This is a genomic window from Streptomyces phaeofaciens (assembly GCF_014648915.1).
Lineage (GTDB): Bacteria > Actinomycetota > Actinomycetes > Streptomycetales > Streptomycetaceae > Streptomyces > Streptomyces phaeofaciens.
The window spans coordinates 214,238-235,933 of the sequence record NZ_BMSA01000007.1; the positions used below are offsets into that span (position 1 = coordinate 214,238).

Here is a 21,696-nt window from a genome sequence, read left to right on the forward strand (position 1 = left end):
TCCGCGCAGGTCCTTCACGAGCAACTGGCCGGTGGCCAGGCGGCTCAGGGCGGTGCTGCTGATCCCGGTCCTCGTCGCCCTGGTGCTCGGGGGCGCGCGGGTGAAACGGTCCGTGGACACCTGGCAGGACGCCGACGACGCCGTGCGCGTGGCCGAACTGGTCCAGGCCGCGAACAAGTACGCCAGCGACGCGATCAACGAGCGTGACGTCTCGGTCATCCCGCTGGTGCAGAACGGCAAGGCGTCCGAGGCGGTCACCCAGGCCCGCGCGATCACCGACGCGGACGCACAGGCCTTCGACCGCGCCGTCGACCGCATGCCCGACTCCCCCGGCCTGGCACGGCGGGTGGCGCTCGTGCGGGCCGGCGAGGAGCAGCTCCCGGGACTGCGCGCCAACGCGTTCACCGACCGGATGAGCGGCGTGCAGACGGAGGAGAGCTACCACCTCGTCCAGCACCCGCTGATGGAGATCTCCAACGAACTCGGCTTCGGCAGCAGCAACCAGGCGAGCTTCGGCCGGACGCTCTACGCCATCTCCCTGACCCAGGCGGCCGAGTCACTGATCCGGGCCATCGGCACCCATCTGCTGGTGGAGGACCGCGACGCGCTCGCCCAGGGCGAACTGGAGGTCCAGCTCGCCTCCTTCCGCTCGTACGCCTATCTGGAGCAGGTCGCGCTCCAGGAGTACCTGGGCGCCGGCACCTCCGAGGACGTGACCCTGCTCCAGCAGGCGCTGGCGGCCGCGGAGAAGAAGGGCGAGCAGCAGGTCTCCGACGCCGCCGCGGCGGCCCGGGCGGACGGCCGGACGTTCGTCGAGCCTCCGGCCATGGAACAGATGATCAGCGAGATCTCCTCCGGGAGGCCGACCTCGGAGCTGGCCGCGCTGGGCATCACCCCGGAGACGTTCTTCGCCGCCTCCACGCTGGGCTTCGACGCCTACCGGGGGATCCAGGTCGATCTCGCCGACACCGCGCTCGCCAATGCCCGGGACATCGCCGACGAGGCGCGCAACGACGCGATCATGAACGCCTCACTGGTCCTCACGGCCGTGCTGCTCGCGTTCCTGCTCGCGGCCTGGGTGGCCCGCACGATGAGCAGCGGTATGCGCCGGCTGAGCGCCTCCGCGATCGAGATCGCCGGACAGCGGCTGCCGACGGTGATCACCCAGCTGTCCCAGGCCGCTCCCGACCGGGCCGGAACCGAGGTCGCGCCGATCCCGATCACCACGACGGACGAGATCGGCGAGGTGGCACGGGCCTTCGACCACGTCCACCGCGAGGCCGTCCGGCTCGCCGCCGAACAGGCCCTGCTGCGCGGCAACATCAACGCGATCTTCACCAACCTCTCGCGCCGCAACCAGTCCCTGATCGAGCGTCAGCTGGCGCTGATCACCGACCTGGAGGACCACGAGACGGATCCCGAACAGCTGGAGAACCTGTTCCGGCTGGACCATCTCGCCACGCGCGTCCGCCGCAACGGGGAGAACCTCCTGGTGCTCGGCGGCGAGAAGCCCGCCCAGCAGTGGGACCAGCCCCTCCCGCTGGTCGACGTCCTGCGGGCGGCCGCGTCCGAGGTGGAGCAGTACGAGCGGATCGCCTTCGCCGGCATTCCGGAGACCCTGATCCACGGCCGGGCCGTGACCGACCTGGTGCATCTGCTCGCCGAACTGCTGGAGAACGCCACCGCGTTCTCGTCCCCGCGTTCGGAGGTCACGGTGACCGCCGCCCGGCTGCCCGACGGGCGGACCATGGTCGAAATCCACGACCGGGGCATCGGACTGACGCCGGACGACTTCGCCGACCTCAACCACAAGCTGGCCAACCCGCCGACCGTGGACACCGGGATCTCGCAGCACATGGGCCTGTTCGTGGTCGGCCGGCTCGCCGACCGGCACGCCATCCGCGTCCAGCTGCGGCCCTCCGGCGCGGACTCGGGCACCACCTCGCTCGTCATGCTGCCCGACTCCCTCGTGCACCGCGCGGCCGGTACCGAGTCCGACGCCGACACCCTGACGCTGGCCGCCGTCAAGGCCCCCCACGCGTCGCGCTACTCGGCCGCCACCCTGGCCTCCCTGTCCGACCTGGACTCCGGCGGGGACCCCTTCAGCGGCTACGAGGCGTGGGACGAGCGGACACAGCCGGCTCCGGCCACCCAGACGCTCCCCCGGCGCGTCCCCAGGAGCAGGCGCTCGCCGGACGCGGGCGGGACCGACGGGAAACGGGAGGGCTGAGGCCCCGCCCGGGCCGGGCCGCCCCGCGCAGCGTGGCCCGGCCCGGCACAGCGTGGCCCGGCCCGCCTCCCCGGGCCCCGCCCCCCTGTGATTCACCCCACCGCGAAAACGGTGCCGTTTCGATAGCGAGAGGGGTAGCCTGAATCCCAGGTGAACGAAACCGTTTCGTTCAGGAGCGCATGGAGAACGACTGACATGGTCTCCGTACTCATCGTCAACGACCAGTCCCTTCAGCGCCTCGGCCTGCGGATGCTCCTGAGCGCCGAGCCCGGCCTGACCGTGGCCGGAGAAGCCGCGAACGGCACCGAGGCGCTCCGCCTGGGCCACACGCTCCGCCCCGACGTCGTCCTGATGGACATCCACACGTCCGGGACGGACGGCCTCGAAACCGTCCGGCGGATCGCCCGGCCCCCGCGCTTCCCCCACCCCCTCGAACCCACCGGCACCCCGGGCCCCCGCCCGCGGATCCTCGTGCTGACCCCGGCCGGTCACGAGGAGTACGCGTACGCCGCCCTGCGCGCCGGGGCGAGCGGCTTCCTCGCCAAGGACGCCACTCCGGACGAACTGACCGCGGCCGTGCGGGTCGTGGCCTCCGGAGACGCCGTGATCACCCCGGCGCTGACCCGCACCCTCATCGACACCGTCCGCCGGCAGGACACCCACCCCTTCCCGCGGGACGTCGACCTCGACACCCTCACGGGACGCGAACGCGATGTGCTCGTCGCCGTCGCGTCCGGCTGGTCCAACGCCGAGATCGCCTCCCGGCTGTCCATCGCCCCCACCACCGTGAAGTCCCACGTCAGCCACATCCTCACCAAGATCGGCGCCCGCGCCCGGGTCCAGGCGGTCGCCTTCGCCTACGAGTCCGGACTGGTGCGCCCGGCCGCCTGAGCCGCCACCTTGGCGCACGGCCCCGTTCCCGCACGGCGGGAGCGGGGCCGCGTCATTTCCCAACCACGGCACGACTCCCAGACGTTGACCCGGTCCGGACGCGACAGCAGAATGAGCCCGCACGCTTGAGAGCGCTCTCAAACCATCCGCCCCCTCCCCCAAGGAGACCCATGACCGGCAGCCAGGGCCCGGCCATCAGCCGCCGTGCGCTCATCGGGACCGGCCTCGGCGTCGGCGTCGCGGCCGTCACCGCGGCCGGCGCCGCCGCGGCCCACGCCGGGGAACCGGCGCCCGCCGCCCGCGCCTTTGCCCCACGCCGGGCGGCCGCCTTCCTCGCCGCCGCCATGGACGCCCACCCGGACCACGGCCCGCTCCGGCTGGCCCAGAGCTACACCGACCAGGCGGGCCTGTTCAGTACGGCGTTCACCTACGACAACGCCCTCGCGATCCTGGCCCTCCTCGCGTCCCGCACCCAGGACGGCCGGACCCGGGCCACGGCCCTCGGCGACGCCCTGCTCTTCGCCCAGGCGCACGACCCGGTGTACGACGACGGCAGGCTGCGGCAGGCCTACAACGTCGGGCCGTACACCTTCTACGACGGGGTGCCGCAGCCGGACGGGTTCGTGCGGGCGGACGGCACGGCCAACGTCGGCACCCAGTTCGGCTTCACGGGGACCGCCGTGGGGGACATGGCCTGGGCCGGGATCGCGCTGAGCACCCTCGCCCTGCGGACCGGCAAGCACCGCTTCCGTACCGGCGCGATGCGGATCGGCGAGTGGATCGAGCGGGTGGGGCGCACCGACGAACCGCTCGGCGGCTACAAGTTCGGCGTCGACGGGGCCGACCGGCGGCTGCCCTTCACCTCGACCGAGCACAACACCGACCTGGTCGGCCTGTTCGGACAGCTGGCCCGGCTCACCGGCGACCGGGTGTGGCGAGAGCGGCGGGAGCGCGCCGAGGCCTTCGTGCGAAAGATGTGGGAGCCGTCCGGGGGCTTCTTCTACACCGGCACCAACGACGGCGTGAACATCAACAGGTCCCCGATTCCGGAGGACACCCAGACCTGGACGTACCTCGCGCTGGGGTCCCGCACCCACGCCCGGTCGCTGGACTGGGCGGCGGCCGAGCTGGCCGTCCTGGACTCGGCCGACCGCCGCAACAGCACGGTCCCCGTCGGGCAGTCGTACGAGGGGGTCACCTTCAGCTCGGCGAGCCGGTCCGCGAACGAGGACGCCCCGATCGCCGAGGGCCAGCCCCGGCCGAACCGCGACGGCGTCTGGTTCGAGGGGACGGCGCATCTGGCGCTCGCCCTGCGCACCCGGGGCGCACGGGGTGACGAGGCGCGCGCCCGGCGGCTGCTCGCGTCGGCCGAGCGCGCCCAGGACCTGCTCGGCGGCGGCCAGACCCTCGGCGGCACGGCCCCGGCCGCGCGCTCCGGAATCGTCTCGGCGAGCAGTCCGCTCGACACGGGATTCGGGTTCGGCTACTACCCGTACCTGCACACCGGGGCCACCGCCTGGTACCTGCTCGCGGCAACCCGCAGCAACCCGTGGTGAGCACAGGGCCCGGACGATCCGACGCCCCGTCAATCCCCTGACACAACTACTAAGGTTAGGCTAAGCTAAGAAAATCAGCAGGGGTGACACACCGGCGCGGTGCACAGGAAGGGAAGCGCCCATGGGATTACCGGCCATCGAGTCGTACCCCATGCCGGATCGTTCCGCCCTCCCCGCGCCGCACGTCACCTGGACCATCGCTCCCGAGCGGGCCGCGCTGCTGATCCACGGCATGCAGAACCAGTTCATCGACGCGTTCCCGGCGGGGTGTTCGCCCGTGCGGGAACTCGTCGAGAACATCGCGGCACTGCGCGAGCTCGCGGGGGCGCTCGGCATGCCGGCCGTCTTCAGCGCGGAGCCGGCCGCACCGCGCCACGGCTCCCGGAGGCCCGGGAACGCGACGCGCGGCGCCCCCGGGCCGGACGGCACGGCGGTCGTCGAGCGGCTCGCCCCGCGCCCCGGCGAGCATCTGCTGCGCAATGTGCGGCCCAACGCCTTCCTGCGCAGTCATCTCGGCAGACTGCTGCGCTCGCAGGGCCGCGACCAGCTGATCGTCTGCGGGCTGTACGCACATCTCGGCATCCTCCTCACCGCGGCGGACGCCGCCATGAACGACATCCAGCCCTTCGTCGTCGCGGACGCCGTGGCCGACTTCTCCGCCGAGGAGCACTCGATGGCTCTGCGGTGGGTGGCGCGCAGCGGTGTGGTCCGCACGACGGACGGGCTCGTGCGGGAACTGCTCCTGCACCGGGAGCGGCGCGACACCGGTTCGAACGGACGGGCCTGAGCGGACGGAGTGGGACACGTGGAACACGCGGGCAGCGTGATCGTCGTCAAGTTCGGCGGCAACGCCATGGTGGACGGAACGCTTCAGCAGACGTTCGCCGAGGACGTCGTGGAGCTGTGGCGGGCCGGGCTGCGTCCGGTCGTCGTGCACGGCGGCGGACCGCAGATCAGCGCGATGCTCGACCGGCTCGGCCTGGAGAGCCGCTTCACGGCGGGCCTGCGGGTGACCACTCCGGAGACCATGGAGGTGGTGCGCATGGTCCTCACGGGCCGGGTGCAGCGCGAGCTGGTCGGTTCCATCAACGCCCACGGCCCGTTCGCCGTCGGCATGACCGGCGAGGACGCGCACACGATGACCGCGGTGCGGCGGCCGGCCTGGGTCGACGGGCGGCAGGTCGACATCGGCCTGGTCGGCGAGATCGTGGAGGTGAACGCGGACACCGTGCGCGCCCTGCTGGCCCAGGGACGCATCCCGGTGGTCTCCCCCGTGGCGCGCGGCACCGACGGCGAGGTCTACAACGTCAACGCCGATCTCGCCGCGTCCGCGCTGGCCTCGGCCCTGGACGCCGAGCGGCTGGTGATGCTCACCGACGTGGCGGGGCTGTTCCAGGACTGGCCGCACGACACCGAGGTGATCGAGCGGCTGACGGCCGATCAGCTGGAGGCGCTGCTGCCGGGGCTGGCCGGCGGGATGCTGCCGAAGATGGAGGGGTGCCTGCGGGCCGTACGTTCCGGGGTGCGCCGGGCGCAGGTGCTCGACGGCCGGGTGCCGCACGCCGTGCTCAGGGGCGTCCTCGGCGACACCGCCCCCGGCACCACCGTGGTACCGGGCCCCGGCCCCGCCTCCGGCACCCACGGACGCTGAGCGGTACGGCCGCCCGGCCGGGGCGCCGGCGGACCGCCGAGCGCCGTACCCGTTCGCGAGGTCAGAGGGTCCGGGCGAGCACCCGGGCGTTGCGGCGCGGGTCCAGGGAAGCCGTCCAGGCGGCCGGTGCCGTGCCGGAGGACGCGGGCCCGAAGCCGTACCGCAGGAAGAGTCCGCCGCCGCCGACGGTGGCCGTGAACAGGGTGCCCACCGACCGGGCGCGGGCCCGGGCCATGACGGCGCGCAGCAGCCCGCTGCCGACGCCGTGTCCCTGCCGGTGGGGCGCGACGCAGAAGTTGTACAGCACGCCCGACGGCGCGGGTCCGGCCACAGGTCCGGCCTCGTGGACGCGCAGGGCGAGACATCCGTCGAGGGTTCCGTCGGGGGCCTGGACGACGACGAAGTCCGCCGCCCGGGCGGCGTAGAGCGCGACGGGGCGCTCGCGCAGGGCTCCGGTACGGACGAACGGCCGGGAGAGGGCGGCGAGCGCCTCGGCGTCGTCCGGGTGCGCGGGCCGTACGGCCGCCGGGACCCGGAGCGGGGCCGGGTGCGGGGCCGGGAGCAGGGCAGCCGGGAGCGGGGCCCGGAGCAGGGCCGGGGGCGGGGCGGGGGGCGGCGTCGCGGTGGTCAAGGTGTTCCTTCCGTGCCCCGTGCGCGACCGTGCGCGGGGTGGCCCAGGCGGGCGGGGGGTCCGCCGGAGCGGCGAGGGGCTCTGCCGGAGCGGGCGAGGCGCTCCACCGCAGCGGCGAGGCACTCCGCCCGAGCAGGCGAGGCACTCCACCGGAACGGCGAGCGACTCCGCCCGAGCGGGCCGTCGGCGGGACGATCGGCGGGTCCGGGTGCGCCGGGGTGGCGCATCGCCACGCCTGACCGGGACGTGCCCGCCCGCCCGGTCGGCCGCGTACCGCCCGGCACGTCGTCCCGGGCGGTACGCAACGCGGCGCGGAACGGGGGACCTTCGGTGCCCCCGCTCGTGGCGGGCTAGCGGGCGGTGCCGATGCCGTCCGTGAGGGGCTCGGCGGGGTTCAGGCCGCGGGCCAGGATCGAGTCCAGGATCTCGCCCACCCGGATCGCCGTGTTGGACAGCAGGGACGAGGTGATGCCGTGGGTGTGTTCGGTGCCGCCCTGGAGATAGACGCCGCAGCGCAGTTCGGGGCCGGCCGCCACCCGGTAGTCGCGTTCGACCCGGACCCGGCCCTCCTCGTCACGGTGGCAGAGACCGGCGACGTCACCCAGCAGCGCCAGCCCGTCGGCGGGCCGGTACCCCGTGCCGAAGACGACGACATCGGCGTCGAGCACGGTCTCCTCGCCGGTGACCAGCGAGCGGATCGTGGCGTGGACCCGGTCCGGGGTCTCGGCGACACCGGTGAGCCGGGACACGTTGTGGAAGCGGAGCCGCTCGGTGCCCATGACCTTCTCCTGGTACACCCGGCGGTACAGGTCCTCGATGAGGTCGATGTCCACCACGGAGTAGTTCGTGTTCCCGTGATAGTCCATCAGCTTCCGCTTGACGTCCTCCGGTGCGGAGTAGTACTCGTCCACCGCCTCGGGGTCGAAGATGCGGTTGGCGAAGTTGCTGTCGTCCGCGGGGCTGTAGCCGTAGCGGGAGAAGACGCCGTGGACCTCGGCGCCGGGGAAGCGGCGGTGCAGGTAGGCGACGTTCTCCGCGGCGCTCTGGCCGGCGCCGACCACGATGAACCGGGAGGGGCCGGTGCCCTCCAGGGCGTCGACCTTGGCCAGCAGGTCGGAGTTGTGCCAGATGCGCTCGGTGCGTTCGACACCGTCCGGCATCCGCGGCCGCAGCCCGGTGCCGATGACGAGGTTGCGGGCGCGGTGCACCACGAGGCCCTCACCGGCCCGGACGGTCACGTCCAGGTACTCGATGCCCCCGTCCCGCACGACGGGTTCGACGCCGAGGACCTCATGGCCGTAGGAGACCATGTCGTCGACCTTGGCCGCGGCCCACTCGAAGTAGTCGTGGAACTCCATCCGCAGCGGGAAGAAGTTCTTGTGGTTGACGAAGTCGATCAGCCGCCCCTTGCCCTGGAGATAGCTCAGGAAGCTGAACTCGCTGGTCGGGTTGCGCAGGGTCACCAGGTCCTTGAGGAAGGACACCTGCATCGTCGCGTCGTCGATCAGCATGCCCCGGTGCCAGCCGAAGCGCGGCTGCTGCTCGAAGAACTGGGCGGTGACGGCCTCCTGCCTGCCGACGCGTGCATTGTGCTCGGTGAGAGCGATCGCCATGGCCACATTGGACGGGCCGAAGCCGATGCCAATGAGGTCGTGTACCAGAGGTGCGTCGCCAGGAAGAACCTGAGACATGTCACTCCCATCGTGCGGGGCGGCCGCGATCGGGCGCTGGAAGTACGGGAGAAGGGCACGCCGACGCGAACCCGCCAAACTTAGGGAAGCCTAAGCTTATCTTGTGAAAGTGTCGACGGGACGAACCGGACACTCTGCGACGACCGACACGCATGACCCTCCGTCAAATGACCACCGGGCGCGCGGCATTGCCACGTTAGGTAAGCCTTGCTTTACTTGCACCGTCCCATTTCTGCCCAGAGGAGGATCCCCCATGCGGGTCGTCATGTTCGGTTATCAGACCTGGGGCCACCGCACCCTCCAGGCCCTGCTGGAATCCGAGCACGACGTGGTGATGGTCGTGACGCACCCCAGGAGCGAACACGTCTACGAGCGGATCTGGAGCGACTCGGTCGCCGACCTGGCCGAGGAGCACGGCATCCCGGTCCTCCTGCGCAACCGACCCGACGACGAGGAGCTGTTCGAGCGCCTCAAGGACGCCGACCCGGACATCATCGTCGCCAACAACTGGCGGACCTGGATCCCCCCGCGCATCTTCGGCCTCCCCCGCCACGGCACGCTCAACGTCCACGACTCCCTGCTGCCGAAATACGCCGGCTTCTCCCCCCTGATCTGGGCCCTCGTCAACGGCGAACCCGAAGTCGGCGTCACCGCGCACCTGATGGACGAGGAGCTCGACGCCGGCGACATCGTCCTCCAGCGGGCCGTACCGGTCGGGCCGACGGACACGGCGACCGACCTGTTCCACAGGACCGTCGACCTGATCGCCCCGGTGACCACGGGCGCCCTCGGCCTCATCGCCGCCGGGCGGACCGAGTTCACCCGGCAGGACCGCTCGCAGGCCAGCTTCTTCCACAAGCGGTCCCTGGAGGACAGCCGGATCGACTGGAACTGGCCCGCCGAGGATCTGGAACGCCTGGTCCGCGCCCAGTCCGCCCCCTACCCGAGCGCCTTCACCTTCCACCGGGGCAAGCGCCTCGACATCCTCTCCGCCGTGGTCTCCGAGGCCCGCTACGGCGGGACGCCCGGCCGTATCTTCTACCGCGAGGGCGACGGTGTGGTGATCGTCGCCGGAGCCGACGCCCGCACCGGCCGCAACCACGGCCTGGCGGTCACGCGGGTACGGACCGAGGACGGCCGGGAGTTGGGCGCGAGCGAGTACTTCACCACCATGGGCGGCTACCTCACCGCCCGCCCCTGACCGGCCCTCGCCACCCCCCGTACGCACGCCCACGCGCCGGTCCCGTCACGGTCACGGGACCGGCCGACGGCGGTCCCCGGCAGGGCGCCGTGACTCACACGCGGGATGCCCCCTCCGATGCCCGACGACGCGCCCGAAGACCCCCCGAACGGGCTGCCGAAAGGGCTCCCGGAACAGCGAGAGGGCAAGGTCACAGCCACGAAGAGGGAAAGGTCACACGGCACCCACTGCTGCTCCTTTGCGTCTCTGTCCTAGCATCCGAGCATGACGGTCCTGCCTGACGACGGGCTCGAGCTGGCCGGCGAGTTCCCTGACACCACCCACGAGCAGTGGCAGCGCCTTGTAGCGGGCGTACTACGCAAGTCGGGCAAGGACGTCGAGGGCGCCGAAGCCGAGGAAGCCCTGTCCACCACCCTCGAGGACGGGTTGCGCACCCGCCCTCTGTACACGCGGCGCGACACCGCGCCCGAGCCCGGCTTCCCGGGGTTCGCGCCCTTCGTGCGCGGCAGCCGCCCCGAGGGCAACACCACGGGCGGCTGGGACGTGCGCCAGCGGCACACCACGGCGGACGGCGAGGCGGTCCTCGCCGATCTGGAGAACGGCGCCACCTCGCTGTGGCTGACCGTCGGCGAGGCGGGCATCCCCGTGTCCTCGCTCGCCGGGGTGCTCGACGGTGTCTACCTCGACCTGGCCGCCGTGGTCCTCGACGCGGGAAGCGCCACCGGGCCCGCCGCGCGCGAACTGCTGCGGCTGTACGAGGAGCGGGGCGTGGCCAAGGAGGCGGCGCGCGGCAACCTCGGCGCCGACCCCCTCGCCCAGGAGGCCCGCACCGGGCAGGTGAGCGACCTGGCGCCGGCCGTCGCGCTCGCCCGGCTGTGCGCCGAGGAGTACCCGGGGCTGCGGGCGCTGAGCGTGGACGCGCTGCCGTACCACGAGGCCGGCGGCTCCGCCGCGCAGGAGCTGGGCGCCTCGCTCGCGACCGGTGTGGCGTATCTGCGGGCGCTGACCGAGGCCGGTCTGAGCGTCGAACAGGCCTGCGCGCAGCTGGAGTTCCGGTACGCGGCGACCGCCGACCAGTTCCTGACCATCGCCAAGCTGCGGGCGGCCCGCCGGCTGTGGGCGCGGGTCGCGGAGGTCTGCGGGGCCCCGGGCGCCGGTGCCCAGCTCCAGCACGTCGTGACCTCGCCGGTGATGATGACCCGCCGTGACCCGTGGGTGAACATGCTGCGCGCCACGGTCGCCACGCTCGCGGCCGGGGTCGGCGGCGCCGACGCCGTGACCGTGCTCCCCTTCGACCACGACCTGGGCCTGCCCGACGCCTTCGCGCGCCGGATCGCCCGCAACACCTCGACGATCCTGGTCGAGGAGTCCCATCTGGCCCGGGTGATCGACCCGGCCGGCGGCTCCTGGTACGTGGAGCGGCTGACGGACGAACTCGCCCACGCGGGCTGGGAGTTCTTCCAGCGGATCGAGGGCCTCGGCGGCCAGGCGGCCGCGTTGCGCTCCGGTGACCTCGGCCGCGACCTGGCCGGCACCTGGGCGGTGCGCGCCGCACGGCTCGCGAAGCGGCGCGAACCCGTCACCGGGGTCAGCGAGTTCCCGTTCCTCGGGGAGCGGCCCGTCGAGCGCGCCCCCGCGCCCGAGCGGCCCTCCGGCGGTCTGCCGCGCGTACGGCGCGACGAGGCCTACGAGGTCCTGCGCGCCCGTTCCGACGCCCACCTCGCCGCCACCGGCGCCCGGCCGCGGATCTACCTGGCCTCGCTCGGCCCGGCCGCCGCGCACACCGCGCGGACCACGTTCGCCGCCAACCTCTTCCAGGCGGGCGGTATCGAGCCCGTCGCCGAGGGCACCTTCGAGGAGAGCGGCGCCACCGAGGCCGTGCTGTGCTCCAGCGACGCGGTGTACGAGGAGCAGGCGGCCGCCGTCGCCGGGCGGCTGAAGGCCGCCGGTGCCACGCAGGTGTTCCTCGCCGGCCGTCCCGGGACGTACGCCGACGTCGACGCCCATGTCTTCGCGGGCTGTGACGCCGTCGCCGTCCTGACCGCCACCCTCGACCGCATGGGAGTGTCCTGATGGAAATCCCCGACTTCTCCGGGATCGACCTGGGGACCCCCACCACCGGCGGCGGCGCCGACGAGTGGCGTACCGCAGTGAAGAGGGCGGCGGGCGGGGACGACCTGCTCTGGGAGACCCCGGAGGGCATCCCGGTCAAGCCGCTCTACACCGGGCAGGACCTGGAGGGCCTGGACTTCCTGGGCACCCACCCGGGTATCGCCCCGTATCTGCGCGGCCCGTACCCCACGATGTACGTCAACCAGCCGTGGACGATCCGCCAGTACGCGGGTTTCTCCACGGCCGAGGAGTCCAACGCCTTCTACCGGCGCAACCTCGCCGCCGGCCAGAAGGGTCTGTCGGTCGCCTTCGACCTGCCCACGCACCGCGGCTACGACAGCGACCACCCGCGGGTGACCGGTGACGTCGGCATGGCGGGCGTGGCGATCGACTCGATCTACGACATGCGGCAGCTGTTCGACGGCATCCCGCTGGACAAGATGACCGTGTCGATGACGATGAACGGCGCCGTGCTGCCGGTGCTGGCGCTGTACATCGTGGCCGCCGAGGAACAGGGCGTACCGCCCGAGAAGCTGGCCGGGACCATCCAGAACGACATCCTCAAGGAGTTCATGGTCCGCAACACCTACATCTATCCGCCGAAGCCGTCGATGCGGATCATCTCCGACATCTTCGCCTACACCTCGCAGCGGATGCCCCGCTACAACTCGATCTCCATCTCCGGTTACCACATCCAGGAGGCCGGGGCGACGGCCGACCTGGAGCTGGCGTACACGCTCGCCGACGGCGTCGAGTACATCCGGGCGGGCCGCGAGGCCGGTCTCGACGTGGACGCGTTCGCGCCGCGGCTGTCGTTCTTCTGGGCGATCGGCATGAACTTCTTCATGGAGGTCGCCAAGCTGCGCGCGGCACGGCTGCTGTGGGCGAAGCTGGTGAAGCAGTTCGATCCGCAGAACTCCAAGTCGCTGTCCCTGCGCACCCATTCGCAGACCTCCGGCTGGTCGCTGACCGCGCAGGACGTCTTCAACAACGTGACGCGGACCTGTGTGGAGGCGATGGCCGCCACCCAGGGCCACACCCAGTCGCTGCACACCAACGCCCTCGACGAGGCGCTGGCGCTGCCCACCGACTTCTCGGCGCGCATCGCCCGCAACACGCAGCTGCTGATCCAGCAGGAGTCCGGCACCACCCGGGTCATCGACCCGTGGGGCGGCAGCGCGTACGTGGAGAAGCTGACGTACGACCTGGCCCGGCGGGCCTGGCAGCACATCCAGGAGGTGGAGCAGGCGGGCGGCATGGCCAAGGCCATCGACGCGGGCATCCCGAAACTGCGCATCGAGGAGGCCGCCGCACGCACCCAGGCCCGGATCGACTCCGGCCGCCAGCCGGTGATCGGCGTGAACAAGTACCGCGTCGAGACCGACGAGGCGATCGACGTCCTGAAGGTCGACAACTCCTCGGTGCGCGACCGGCAGATCGAGAAGCTGCGGCGGCTGCGCGCTGAGCGGGACGAGCGGGCCTGCCAGGACGCGCTCGACGCGCTCACCCGGGCGGCCGGCGGCGAGGGCAACCTGCTGGAGCTGGCGGTGCACGCGGCCCGCGCCAAGGCCACCGTAGGCGAGATCTCCGACGCCCTGGAGAAGGTGTACGGGCGGCATGCGAGCCAGATCCGTACGATCTCCGGCGTGTACCGCAACGAAGCAGGTGAGTCGCCCTCCGTGGAACGCACCCGGACCCTGGTGTCCGCCTTCGCCGAGGCCGAGGGCCGCCGTCCCCGCATCCTGGTCGCCAAGATGGGCCAGGACGGCCACGACCGCGGCCAGAAGGTGATCGCCACCGCCTTCGCCGACCTCGGCTTCGACGTCGACGTCGGCCCGCTGTTCCAGACCCCGGGCGAGGTGGCCCGGCAGGCGGTCGAGGCGGACGTGCACATCGTGGGGGTGTCCTCGCTGGCCGCCGGGCATCTCACCCTCGTCCCGGCGCTGCGCGAGCAGCTCGCCGAGGAGGGCCGGGAGGACATCATGATCGTGGTGGGCGGGGTGATCCCGCCGCAGGACGTGCCGACCCTGCTGGAGATGGGCGCGGCGGCCGTCTTCCCGCCCGGCACGGTGATCCCGGACGCCGCCCACGACCTGGTCGCGCGGTTGGCGGGCGATCTGGGGCACAGCCTGTGATCGATGTCGACGCCTATGCGAAGGGTGTTCTCGACGGCAAGCGGGCCGTGATCGCGCGCGCGATCACGCTCGTCGAGTCCACCCGGCCCCAGCACCGGGTGCTGGCCCAGCGGTTGCTGACCGAGCTGCTCCCGCACAGCGGGCGGGCGCGGCGGATCGGCGTCAGCGGGGTACCGGGCGTGGGCAAGTCGACGTTCATCGACGCGTTCGGCACCCTGCTGACCTCGCGGGGGCACCGGGTGGCGGTGCTCGCCGTCGATCCGTCGTCCAGTCGTACGGGCGGGTCGATCCTGGGCGACAAGACCCGGATGGAGCGGCTGGCCGTCGATCCGGCGGCGTTCGTCCGCCCCTCCCCCACCGCGGGCACGCTCGGCGGAGTCGCCAAGGCGACCCGGGAGTCGATCGTGGTGATGGAGGCGGCCGGCTACGACGTGATCCTGGTGGAGACGGTCGGCGTCGGCCAGTCCGAGACCGCGGTCGCGAACATGGTCGACTCCTTCCTCCTGCTCACCCTGGCCCGCACCGGCGACCAGCTCCAGGGCATCAAGAAGGGGGTCCTGGAACTGGCCGACGTGATCGCCGTCAACAAGGCGGACGGCCCGCACGAGCGCGACGCCCGCGCGGCGGCGCGGGAACTGGCGGGCGCGCTGCGGCTGATGCACGGCCAGGACGCGGTGTGGGCACCGCCCGTGCTGAGTTGCAGTGCCCGGGAGTCGGCCGGCCTGGACACCGTCTGGGAGCGCCTCGAACAGCACCGGACGCTGCTGGACTCGACCGGTCGGCTCACCGCCAAGCGGCGTGACCAGCAGGTCGACTGGACCTGGACGATGGTCCGCGACGAGCTGCTGGGCCGGCTGCACGCCGACCCGGCCGTACGGGCCCTGGCGCCCGCGCTCGAACAGCAGGTCAGGGACGGCGACCTGACGGCCACGCTGGCCGCCGAACGCATCCTGGGCGCGCTCGGGAGCGCCGAGGCGTCCTGAGGCGCCCGCACGGGCCCGCCGGCCGTGGCCCTCTCGGGCCACGGCCGGCCACCGTCAGTTCGGGGCGGCGACCGCCGGGGCCGGGGCCGCCTTCGCGGGCTCGGGGCTCAGCAGCCGCTGGGCCAGCTCGCCGAAGACGAGCCCGAAGGCCCCCCACAGGGTGACCTGCATGGCCAGCGCGGAGAGCCGGAACCGCCACAGCACGGCGGCCGGGAAGTCCGCGGGCACCTCGTTGACGACGGGCAGGAACGCGTACGCCAGACCGGTCGCCAGGACGAAGGCGGCCACCGCGACGACGGTGGCGTACCAGGTGCCCAGCCGCGGGGCGAGTCGCTTGCCGAGGAGGGTGGCGGCTACCGCGAGGAGGACGCCGAGCACCATCATCAGGAAGTACAGCGTGGTGCGTTTGCCGATGGTGTCACCGTCGCCGACGGCCGGCGGGTTGGCGGGGTACTTCAGGAACGGCACGACGTACACGGCGATCAGCGCGCAGCCGGACAGCAGCAGCGCGGTGGCCCGCGGGGTGAAGCGGCCGACGCGGCCGAGCGCGAAGCAGTAGGCGAGTGCGGCGATGCCGCCGAACGCGACCCCGTAGATCAGGACACCGGTGGCCAGGCCCGCGGTGGACTGAAGGCTGCGGGAGACGAGTTCGACCTCGTGCTCGTGCCCGGCGGCGTGCGACTCCTCGAAGCCGATGGCGGTGTCGACGCTCGGCTCGCCGAGGAAGTAGGCGACGACCAGGGCGAGCACGCCGGCCGCGAGGCCGGCGAGCATGCCCCGTACGAGCAGGTTTCTCACGATTGCGGAGTTCATGGGTGCGCGGTGCCCCTCGTCAGTGGCAGGGGAAGCCGAGCAGGTGGCGGGCGTCGTGCACCCACTCGTGGACGTCCTCGCCGGAGACGACTGCGGTGGCGCCCTGTTCGGCGCCGACGAAGTACAGCAGGACCAGCATCAGGATGCCGAAGAAGACCGCCCACGGGGCGATCGCTCCGATCGGCAGCTTGGCGGGGAGAGCGGGAGTGTCGGCGGTCGGCTGCGCGACATGCTGCGCCATGAAAAGGCCTCCTCTGGGAGTTCGCGTCCCATCTCGGTGGTGCACGTGACGACGGCTACGGGTCTGACTCGCCGCCACCCCTTCGCGGGGTGGTGGCACACAGTGGCGCGACCGTGCCGGATTCCCACCGGCTTCCGTCCTGCCGTCGATATCGGACCGACGGTACCGCGTGACGCGGGCATGGCCAAGACCGCGCCATCTGGCGTGATCTGTCTCTCGGTGGGTCCGACGGCTGCCGGACGGCGGTCGCGGTCCGCACACGTACCGCGCCCGGGTGACTACGAGGTGCTCACGAGGCGTCCGGTTCCGCCGGTTCGTGCTCGCCGCCTCGGCTCCGGACCGCCTCCGCGGCCCGCACCAGTTCGCCGAGGACGGTACGTACGGCGCGGCGCGCGGCGCGCTCGGGGCGGTGCAGCACGTCCACGTGTCGTCGGGCCCGGACGCCGTCGAGGGGTCGGAGGACGACGTCCGGGTGCCGGCGGGCCGTCCAGCGGGGCATCAGGGCGACTCCGCCGCCGGCGGCGACCAGTTCGGCGACCACGGAGATCTCGTTGACGCGATGCACGATGTCGAGGCGCCGGCCCGCGGCGGCGGACACGGCCTCGACGGTGGCCAGGAGCGGAAAGCCGTCATGGACGGTGATCCACGGCTGGTCGGCGACCTCGGCCGGGGTCAGCCGGGGCCGCGCGGCCAGGGGATGGCCGGCGGGCAGGGCGATGTCGAGGGGTTCGCGCAGCAGCGGGGTGACCGTCGCGGTCCGGGGCCACGCCGGCGCGTGGTCCAGCCGGTGGGCGAGGACGAGGTCGTAGTGGCGGGTCAGGGGCGGGAAGTCGTCCTGGGCGACGTCCTCGTCGTGGAGCGAGAGCCGGGGTGATCCCGGGGCGCTCAGGCCGCGCAGCAGCAGCGGGAAGAACGCCGCGGCGCCGCTGTGGAAGGCCGCCACCGACACCGTGCCGTCCGGCCGGTCCACGAACGCGTCGACGGCGTGCCGCGCCCGGGCCAGCGCCGTCTCCACGCCGATCGCGGCGTCGGCCAGGGCCTGCCCGGCGGCGGTGAGGACCAGCCGCCGTCCGTCGCGCTCGGTGAGCGGGACCGGGATCGCGCGCTGGAGCAGCCGGAGCTGCTGCGAGATCGCGGAGGGTGTCACCCGCATCGCCTCGGCGACCGCGGTGACGCTGCCCAGCTCGCCCAGCTCCCGCAGGACCCGCAGCTGCCTCTCGTCCACCGGCACAGTGTAGCTTCGCTACAGGGTTGTTTGAGCAACTCGTCGTTTACTTCAAAGTGCTGGCCAGGAAGGGTGGTGGCCATGACAGCCGCCACCCGCCGCACGGACCTGGTGCTCCTGGCCGTCGCCGTCGTCTGGGGATCCAGCTACCTGACGGCGAAGACGGCCACGGAAGCCACCTCGGTCCTGCTCGTCCTCTTCCTGCGCTACGCCCTGTCCGCCGTGGTCTGCGCCGTCGCCGTCGCCGCGGCCCTGCGGACGTCCGGCCCCCTCACCCGGGACGAGCTCACCCGGGGCTCTCTGCTCGGGGTCACCCAGGCCGCCGTCCTCGTCCTGGAGACGTACGGCGTCGCGCACACCAGCGCCGCGAACGCGGGCCTGATCATCAGCCTCACCCTCGTCCTCACCCCCCTCCTGGACCGCGCCGGACGGCGGGGCGGGCTGCCCGTGCGGTTCTACCTCGCCACCGGCCTGTGCGTCGGGGGCGTCGCCCTGCTCGTGTCCGGCACCGGTCTGCGCGCACCCGGCGCCGGGGATCTGCTGATGCTGGCGGCGGCGGTCGTGCGGGCCGGCCATGTGGTCCTCGTCGGACGGCTCACCGCGGGCCGGGCGCTGCGCCCGCTGCACCTGACCGCCGTACAGACCGTGGTCGGCGCGGTGCTGTTCCTCCCGCCGGCGGCGGCCGGACTGCCACTGCTCGCCCGGACCGAGGCGGTGACCTGGGCACAACTGCTCTACCTGGCCCTGTTCTGCGGTCTGTTCGCGTTCCTGGCGCAGACCTGGGCGGTGCAGCGCACCTCCCCGACCCGGGCCAGTCTCCTCCTGGGCACCGAACCGGTCTGGGCCCTCGCGGTCGGTGTCGGCTTCGGCGACGACCGGCTCACCGCACTCTCCGCGCTCGGCGCCGCGCTGATCGTCGCCGGGACGTACTGGGGGCAGGCCGTCGAACGGGCGCGGCGCGCGGCACGGCCCGTGGCACCGCTCCCGGGACCGCCCGTCCCGGGACCACGCTCCGACCGCGCGCTCGACGGATCGCTTCCCTGATACGTGCATGCGGGTGGTCTGCTACGTGCATGCGGGTGGTCTGCGCGGCCCGATCTCCCGTCGAACGGTCGTGTCACCACGGCCCATTCAGCGCTTCGGTGAAAATGCTCCAGATCAGTGCAAGTACCGGACGAATTGAGGGATTTCGCCCCCTCTCGCCGATATCGAGCCCCGTAGGAGCACGCGATGACGTCGACCGCCACGCCGAGGTTCTCCGTCTTCACCCCCAGCCACCGTCCCCGGTTCCTCGACGAGTGCCTGGCGACGCTTCAGGCGCAGACCTGTCCCGACTGGGAGTGGATCGTCCTGCTCAACAACGGCGCCCGATGGCGGCCGGAACACCCCGACGAGCGGATCCGGGTGGAGATCGCGGACGACCTCCGCGGCGTCGGAGCGGCGAAGCGCCGGGCCTGTGAACTGGCGCGCGGCGAGATCCTGGTCGAGCTGGACCACGACGACCTGCTGGCGAAGGCGTGCCTGGCGGAGCTCGCCGAGGCCTTCGACGAGCACCCCGACGCCGTCTTCGTCTACAGCAACACCGCGCAGATCACCGAGGACGGCAAGCGGGACGACAGCCGGTTCAACGAGGAGCACGGCTGGCACTACGAGGACGTGCGCGTCGACGGCCGCAAGCTGCTCCAGGTCAGATCCATGGCCCCGACCCCGCACAACGTGTCCTACATCTGGTACGCGCCCAACCACGTCCGGGCCTTCCGCAAGGACGCGTACGACAAGGCCGGCGGGTACGACGCCGAGCGCACGGTGCTGGACGACCAGGACCTGATGTGCCGTCTGTTCCACGTCGGCGACTTCCACCACATCCCCCGCTGTCTGTACCTCCAGCGGATGCACCCCGCGAACACCCAGCGGGACCCGGAGATCAACGCGTTCATCCAGCGCGAGACGGTCGCCCTGTACGACCGGTACATCGAGGCCAACGCCCTCGCCTGGACCTTTCGCAGGGGCCTGGTGGCGCTGGACCTGGGCGCGGCCCACCGCAAGCCGCCCGGTTACGTGGGCGTGGACCGGCTCCCCGGGGAGGGCGTCGACATCGTCGCCACCCTGCCCGCCAGGCTGGACCTGCCCGACGACTCCGTCGGCCTGCTGCGGGCCGTGAACTTCCTGGAGCACGTGCCCGCGAAGGTGCCGCTGATCAACGAGCTGTACCGGCTGCTGGCCCCCGGCGGCATGCTCCTCACGAGCACCCCCAGCTCCGACGGCCGCGGCGCGTACCAGGACCCGAACCATGTCGCGTACTACAACGAGAACTCGTTCTGGTACTACACGGACGACCAGTACCGCGCCTTCGTGCCCGACCTGGAGGCCAGGTTCCAGAGTTCGCGCCTGGCCACGCTCTTCCCGTCCGAGTGGCATTCGGAGAAGAACATCTCGTACGTCGTCGCCAACCTCATCGCGATGAAGGACGGGGCGGCTCGGTGCGGGGGGCCGCTGTTGGTGTAGGGCCGCCGGCACACGGAAGGCGCCCGGCGAGACCGTGGGTCCCGCGGGGCGCCCGCGCGCAGCAAGCTACTGCGTCACGCAGACCACGAAGGCCGTGATCGGCTGGTTGGCCGTGGTGGTGGCGGTCCACCCGTCGGGCGGTGTGCCGACCGGGAAGCTGTCACGCATGCTTCCGTTGTCGGTGGAGAATCCGCCTCCGACGGCGACGTCACCGTCGTCGCACTCGGCAGTGGCCGTGCGGTCGGCCGTAGCGGTTCTCACGTAGACGGCACCCAGGGTGCCAGCGGCGCCCTGAGCGCCTTGCGCTCCCTGCGCTCCCTGAGCTCCCTGAGCTCCCTGCGCACCTTGCGCACCCTGAGCTCCCTGCGCACCTTGCGCACCCTGAGCTCCCTGAGCACCTTGAGCTCCCTGAGCTCCCTGAGCTCCCTGAGCTCCCTGCACGCCATTGGTGCCGGATTCTCCCTGCGCTCCCTGGGCACCCTGAGCTCCCTGAGCTCCCTGAGCTCCCTGAGCACCTTGCGCACCCTGAGCTCCCTGGGCACCTTGCGCACCCTGAGCTCCCTGAGCACCTTGGGCACCCTGATAGCCCCGAGCGCCCTGAGCACCCTGAGCTCCCTGGGCACCCTGAGCGCCCTGCGGGCCCTGCTTACCCGGTCGGCCCGGCTTCCCGGGCTTGCCCTCGTGACCCTGCGGGCCCCGCGGACCACGAGGGCCCTGGGGACCGCGATCGTGACCGTGGGGGTCACGGTCCCCGCCGGCCGCGTAACCCGGCAGCGCCGCCGCGCCATCGGCACCCGCCCTGCGGACCGCGTCGGCGACGGCCGCCTCGGACACGCCCTGCGGGGTCCGCTCCACCACCAGGCGACCGGCGCCAGGCTTGTGCACGACGTCGGCGATGGCCGACGCGCTCGGTGCCATACTGATCGCCACGACAGCCACGCCCGCCGACACCATGGTCGCGGATTTCAGGCGTGCCATTCGGCTCGTTCTACGGCTCAAGAGAACCATCCTCACGATTGGGAGGGGATCGGGCAGGCGGCGCGGACTCGATACGTCCGGGTCGCTCTCCTGCCACATCCCTTCGGCCACAGACGAACCTATTTCTTCACACTTAATGAAAAAATGATCGGCCATGACCCCCGTTTGCGGACAGGAATCACCCGCACGGCACAGCATCCCCTCGCACGCCGTTCTCATGGTTGCCCTTGGCGCCCATTCCCGAGGGAATTCCTCAGGCGCCGGTCACCAGACTTCTGCGATACGCGGCGCACTCCTCGAACGAGGGCAGGATTCCCTGCCGTTCGGCCTCTTCCAGCGTGGGCGCGGCCGCGTCCTTGTCGGAGAGGAGCGGTGTGAGACCGTCGGGCCAGGAAATGGCCAGGGCCGGGTCGAGGGGGTTGACCCCGAACTCCCGCCGCGGCGCATAGCCTTCCGAACACAGGTAGACGACGGTGGAGTTGTCCTCCAGCGCCATGAAGGCGTGCCCCAGCCCTTCCGAGAGATACACACAGCGGTGGTTGGTGTCGTCGAGCCGCACCGCCTCCCAGGTCCCGAAGCCCGGCGAGCCGACGCGGATGTCGACCACCACGTCCAGGACGGCCCCGCTGACACAGGTGACGTACTTCGCCTGGCCCGGCGGGACCGCCGCGAAGTGGATGCCGCGGAGTGTTCCGCGCACCGAGCGGGAACAGTTGGCCTGGGCGAGCCGCAGCCCCTGGCCGACGACCGTCTGGAAGTCGCCGTCCTTGAACCATTCGTGGAAGCGGCCCCTGTCGTCCGCGAACACCCTGGGGGTGTCCACCCACGCGCCCTCGATGCCCAGCGGTCTCAC

The 21,696-nt window shown here is 72.1% G+C and carries 19 protein-coding genes and 1 riboswitch; of the genes, 11 read left to right on the forward strand and 8 right to left on the reverse strand.

Annotated elements, in window-relative coordinates; translation table 11 throughout:
* Positions 1-31: 31 nt before the first annotated feature.
* The 5 genes from IE275_RS15325 to argB all read left to right on the forward strand — a co-directional run bounded on the left by IE275_RS15325 (position 32) and on the right by argB (position 6,328).
* The gene (locus IE275_RS15325; RefSeq protein ID WP_189711818.1) at positions 32-2,230 is read left to right on the forward strand and encodes a sensor histidine kinase; all 2,199 of its coding nucleotides are present in this window, start codon (positions 32-34) and stop codon (positions 2,228-2,230) included.
* 195 nt (positions 2,231-2,425) lie between these two features.
* The gene (locus IE275_RS15330) at positions 2,426-3,121 is read left to right on the forward strand and encodes a response regulator (protein WP_189711819.1); all 696 of its coding nucleotides are present in this window, start codon (positions 2,426-2,428) and stop codon (positions 3,119-3,121) included.
* A gap of 170 nt (positions 3,122-3,291) precedes the next feature.
* Entirely contained in the window at positions 3,292-4,677 is a 1,386-nt protein-coding gene (locus IE275_RS15335) for a Tat pathway signal sequence domain protein (RefSeq protein ID WP_189711820.1), read from the forward strand.
* Between the two features lie 121 nt (positions 4,678-4,798).
* Positions 4,799-5,464 (forward strand): isochorismatase family protein, encoded by a 666-nt coding sequence (locus IE275_RS15340; protein ID WP_189711821.1) that lies wholly within the window; start codon positions 4,799-4,801, stop codon positions 5,462-5,464.
* A gap of 18 nt (positions 5,465-5,482) precedes the next feature.
* Positions 5,483-6,328, forward strand: coding sequence for an acetylglutamate kinase (argB, locus tag IE275_RS15345; protein ID WP_268255266.1), 846 nt, complete (start codon positions 5,483-5,485; stop codon positions 6,326-6,328).
* A gap of 61 nt (positions 6,329-6,389) precedes the next feature.
* Here argB and IE275_RS15350 read toward each other — a convergent pair whose 3' ends face one another.
* Both IE275_RS15350 and IE275_RS15355 read right to left on the reverse strand, forming a co-directional pair.
* On the reverse strand, positions 6,390-6,893 hold the full coding sequence (locus IE275_RS15350) for a GNAT family N-acetyltransferase (protein ID WP_189711894.1): 504 nt from the start codon (positions 6,891-6,893) through the stop codon (positions 6,390-6,392).
* A gap of 416 nt (positions 6,894-7,309) precedes the next feature.
* Positions 7,310-8,650 (reverse strand): lysine N(6)-hydroxylase/L-ornithine N(5)-oxygenase family protein, encoded by a 1,341-nt coding sequence (locus IE275_RS15355; RefSeq protein WP_189711822.1) that lies wholly within the window; start codon positions 8,648-8,650, stop codon positions 7,310-7,312.
* 253 nt (positions 8,651-8,903) lie between these two features.
* Here IE275_RS15355 and IE275_RS15360 point away from each other — a divergent pair, with 253 nt between their 5' ends.
* From IE275_RS15360 to meaB, 4 genes are all read left to right on the forward strand, one after another.
* Positions 8,904-9,851 (forward strand): methionyl-tRNA formyltransferase, encoded by a 948-nt coding sequence (locus IE275_RS15360; RefSeq protein ID WP_189711823.1) that lies wholly within the window; start codon positions 8,904-8,906, stop codon positions 9,849-9,851.
* Between the two features lie 264 nt (positions 9,852-10,115).
* Positions 10,116-11,924, forward strand: coding sequence for a methylmalonyl-CoA mutase family protein (locus IE275_RS15365; RefSeq protein ID WP_189711824.1), 1,809 nt, complete (start codon positions 10,116-10,118; stop codon positions 11,922-11,924).
* Positions 11,924-14,098 (forward strand): methylmalonyl-CoA mutase, encoded by a 2,175-nt coding sequence (gene scpA / locus IE275_RS15370; protein ID WP_189711825.1) that lies wholly within the window; start codon positions 11,924-11,926, stop codon positions 14,096-14,098. Before IE275_RS15365 ends, scpA begins: the two co-directional genes overlap by 1 nt.
* Positions 14,095-15,081 carry a methylmalonyl Co-A mutase-associated GTPase MeaB gene (meaB, locus tag IE275_RS15375; protein WP_189711826.1) on the forward strand — a complete coding sequence of 329 codons (987 nt, stop codon included), beginning with the start codon at positions 14,095-14,097 and terminating at the stop codon, positions 15,079-15,081. The genes scpA and meaB overlap by 4 nt, the downstream gene beginning before the upstream one ends.
* Before the next feature lie 54 nt (positions 15,082-15,135).
* On the opposite strand, the gene IE275_RS15380 is transcribed toward meaB, so the two are convergent.
* The 3 genes from IE275_RS15380 to IE275_RS15390 all read right to left on the reverse strand — a co-directional run bounded on the left by IE275_RS15380 (position 15,136) and on the right by IE275_RS15390 (position 17,360).
* Positions 15,136-15,894 (reverse strand): CbtA family protein, encoded by a 759-nt coding sequence (locus tag IE275_RS15380; RefSeq protein WP_189711827.1) that lies wholly within the window; start codon positions 15,892-15,894, stop codon positions 15,136-15,138.
* A 19-nt stretch (positions 15,895-15,913) separates the two neighbouring features.
* A complete protein-coding gene (locus tag IE275_RS15385) occupies positions 15,914-16,135 on the reverse strand; it encodes a CbtB domain-containing protein (RefSeq protein WP_189711828.1) in 222 nt (73 codons plus the stop codon).
* 36 nt (positions 16,136-16,171) lie between these two features.
* Positions 16,172-16,319, reverse strand: a riboswitch (cobalamin riboswitch).
* A gap of 105 nt (positions 16,320-16,424) precedes the next feature.
* Complete coding sequence (locus IE275_RS15390; RefSeq protein ID WP_189711829.1) at positions 16,425-17,360, reverse strand: LysR family transcriptional regulator; 936 nt, start codon at positions 17,358-17,360, stop codon at positions 16,425-16,427.
* An 81-nt stretch (positions 17,361-17,441) separates the two neighbouring features.
* On the opposite strand from IE275_RS15390, the gene IE275_RS15395 reads away from it, so the two are divergent.
* Together IE275_RS15395 and IE275_RS15400 are read left to right on the forward strand one after the other, a co-directional pair.
* Positions 17,442-18,404, forward strand: a complete 963-nt coding sequence (locus IE275_RS15395; protein ID WP_189711830.1) for a DMT family transporter — start codon at positions 17,442-17,444, stop codon at positions 18,402-18,404.
* A 186-nt stretch (positions 18,405-18,590) separates the two neighbouring features.
* Positions 18,591-19,865, forward strand: a complete 1,275-nt coding sequence (locus IE275_RS15400; protein WP_189711831.1) for a glycosyltransferase — start codon at positions 18,591-18,593, stop codon at positions 19,863-19,865.
* A 66-nt stretch (positions 19,866-19,931) separates the two neighbouring features.
* On the opposite strand, the gene IE275_RS45920 is transcribed toward IE275_RS15400, so the two are convergent.
* The 3 genes from IE275_RS45920 to rfbC form a co-directional block, all read right to left on the reverse strand.
* Complete coding sequence (locus IE275_RS45920) at positions 19,932-20,126, reverse strand: hypothetical protein (RefSeq protein ID WP_229870247.1); 195 nt, start codon at positions 20,124-20,126, stop codon at positions 19,932-19,934.
* Positions 20,123-20,488, reverse strand: a complete 366-nt coding sequence (locus tag IE275_RS45925; protein WP_229870248.1) for a hypothetical protein — start codon at positions 20,486-20,488, stop codon at positions 20,123-20,125. Before IE275_RS45925 ends, IE275_RS45920 begins: the two co-directional genes overlap by 4 nt.
* A gap of 608 nt (positions 20,489-21,096) precedes the next feature.
* Positions 21,097-21,696 carry a dTDP-4-dehydrorhamnose 3,5-epimerase gene (rfbC, locus tag IE275_RS15410; protein WP_189711832.1) on the reverse strand — a complete coding sequence of 200 codons (600 nt, stop codon included), beginning with the start codon at positions 21,694-21,696 and terminating at the stop codon, positions 21,097-21,099.

Excerpts from the sequence above, each read along its gene's own strand:
- IE275_RS15330 (WP_189711819.1), top strand. The coding sequence starts at position 2,426 with ATGGTCTCCGTACTCATCGTCAACGACCAGTCCCTTCAGCGCCTCGGC.
- IE275_RS15335 (WP_189711820.1), top strand. The coding sequence starts at position 3,292 with ATGACCGGCAGCCAGGGCCCGGCCATCAGCCGCCGTGCGCTCATCGGG.
- IE275_RS15340 (WP_189711821.1), top strand. The coding sequence starts at position 4,799 with ATGGGATTACCGGCCATCGAGTCGTACCCCATGCCGGATCGTTCCGCC.
- IE275_RS15355 (WP_189711822.1), bottom strand. The coding sequence starts at position 8,650 with ATGTCTCAGGTTCTTCCTGGCGACGCACCTCTGGTACACGACCTCATT.
- IE275_RS15360 (WP_189711823.1), top strand. The coding sequence starts at position 8,904 with ATGCGGGTCGTCATGTTCGGTTATCAGACCTGGGGCCACCGCACCCTC.
- IE275_RS15365 (WP_189711824.1), top strand. The coding sequence starts at position 10,116 with ATGACGGTCCTGCCTGACGACGGGCTCGAGCTGGCCGGCGAGTTCCCT.
- scpA (WP_189711825.1), top strand. The coding sequence starts at position 11,924 with ATGGAAATCCCCGACTTCTCCGGGATCGACCTGGGGACCCCCACCACC.
- IE275_RS15380 (WP_189711827.1), bottom strand. The coding sequence starts at position 15,894 with ATGAACTCCGCAATCGTGAGAAACCTGCTCGTACGGGGCATGCTCGCC.
- IE275_RS15385 (WP_189711828.1), bottom strand. The coding sequence starts at position 16,135 with ATGGCGCAGCATGTCGCGCAGCCGACCGCCGACACTCCCGCTCTCCCC.
- IE275_RS15395 (WP_189711830.1), top strand. The coding sequence starts at position 17,442 with ATGACAGCCGCCACCCGCCGCACGGACCTGGTGCTCCTGGCCGTCGCC.
- IE275_RS15400 (WP_189711831.1), top strand. The coding sequence starts at position 18,591 with ATGACGTCGACCGCCACGCCGAGGTTCTCCGTCTTCACCCCCAGCCAC.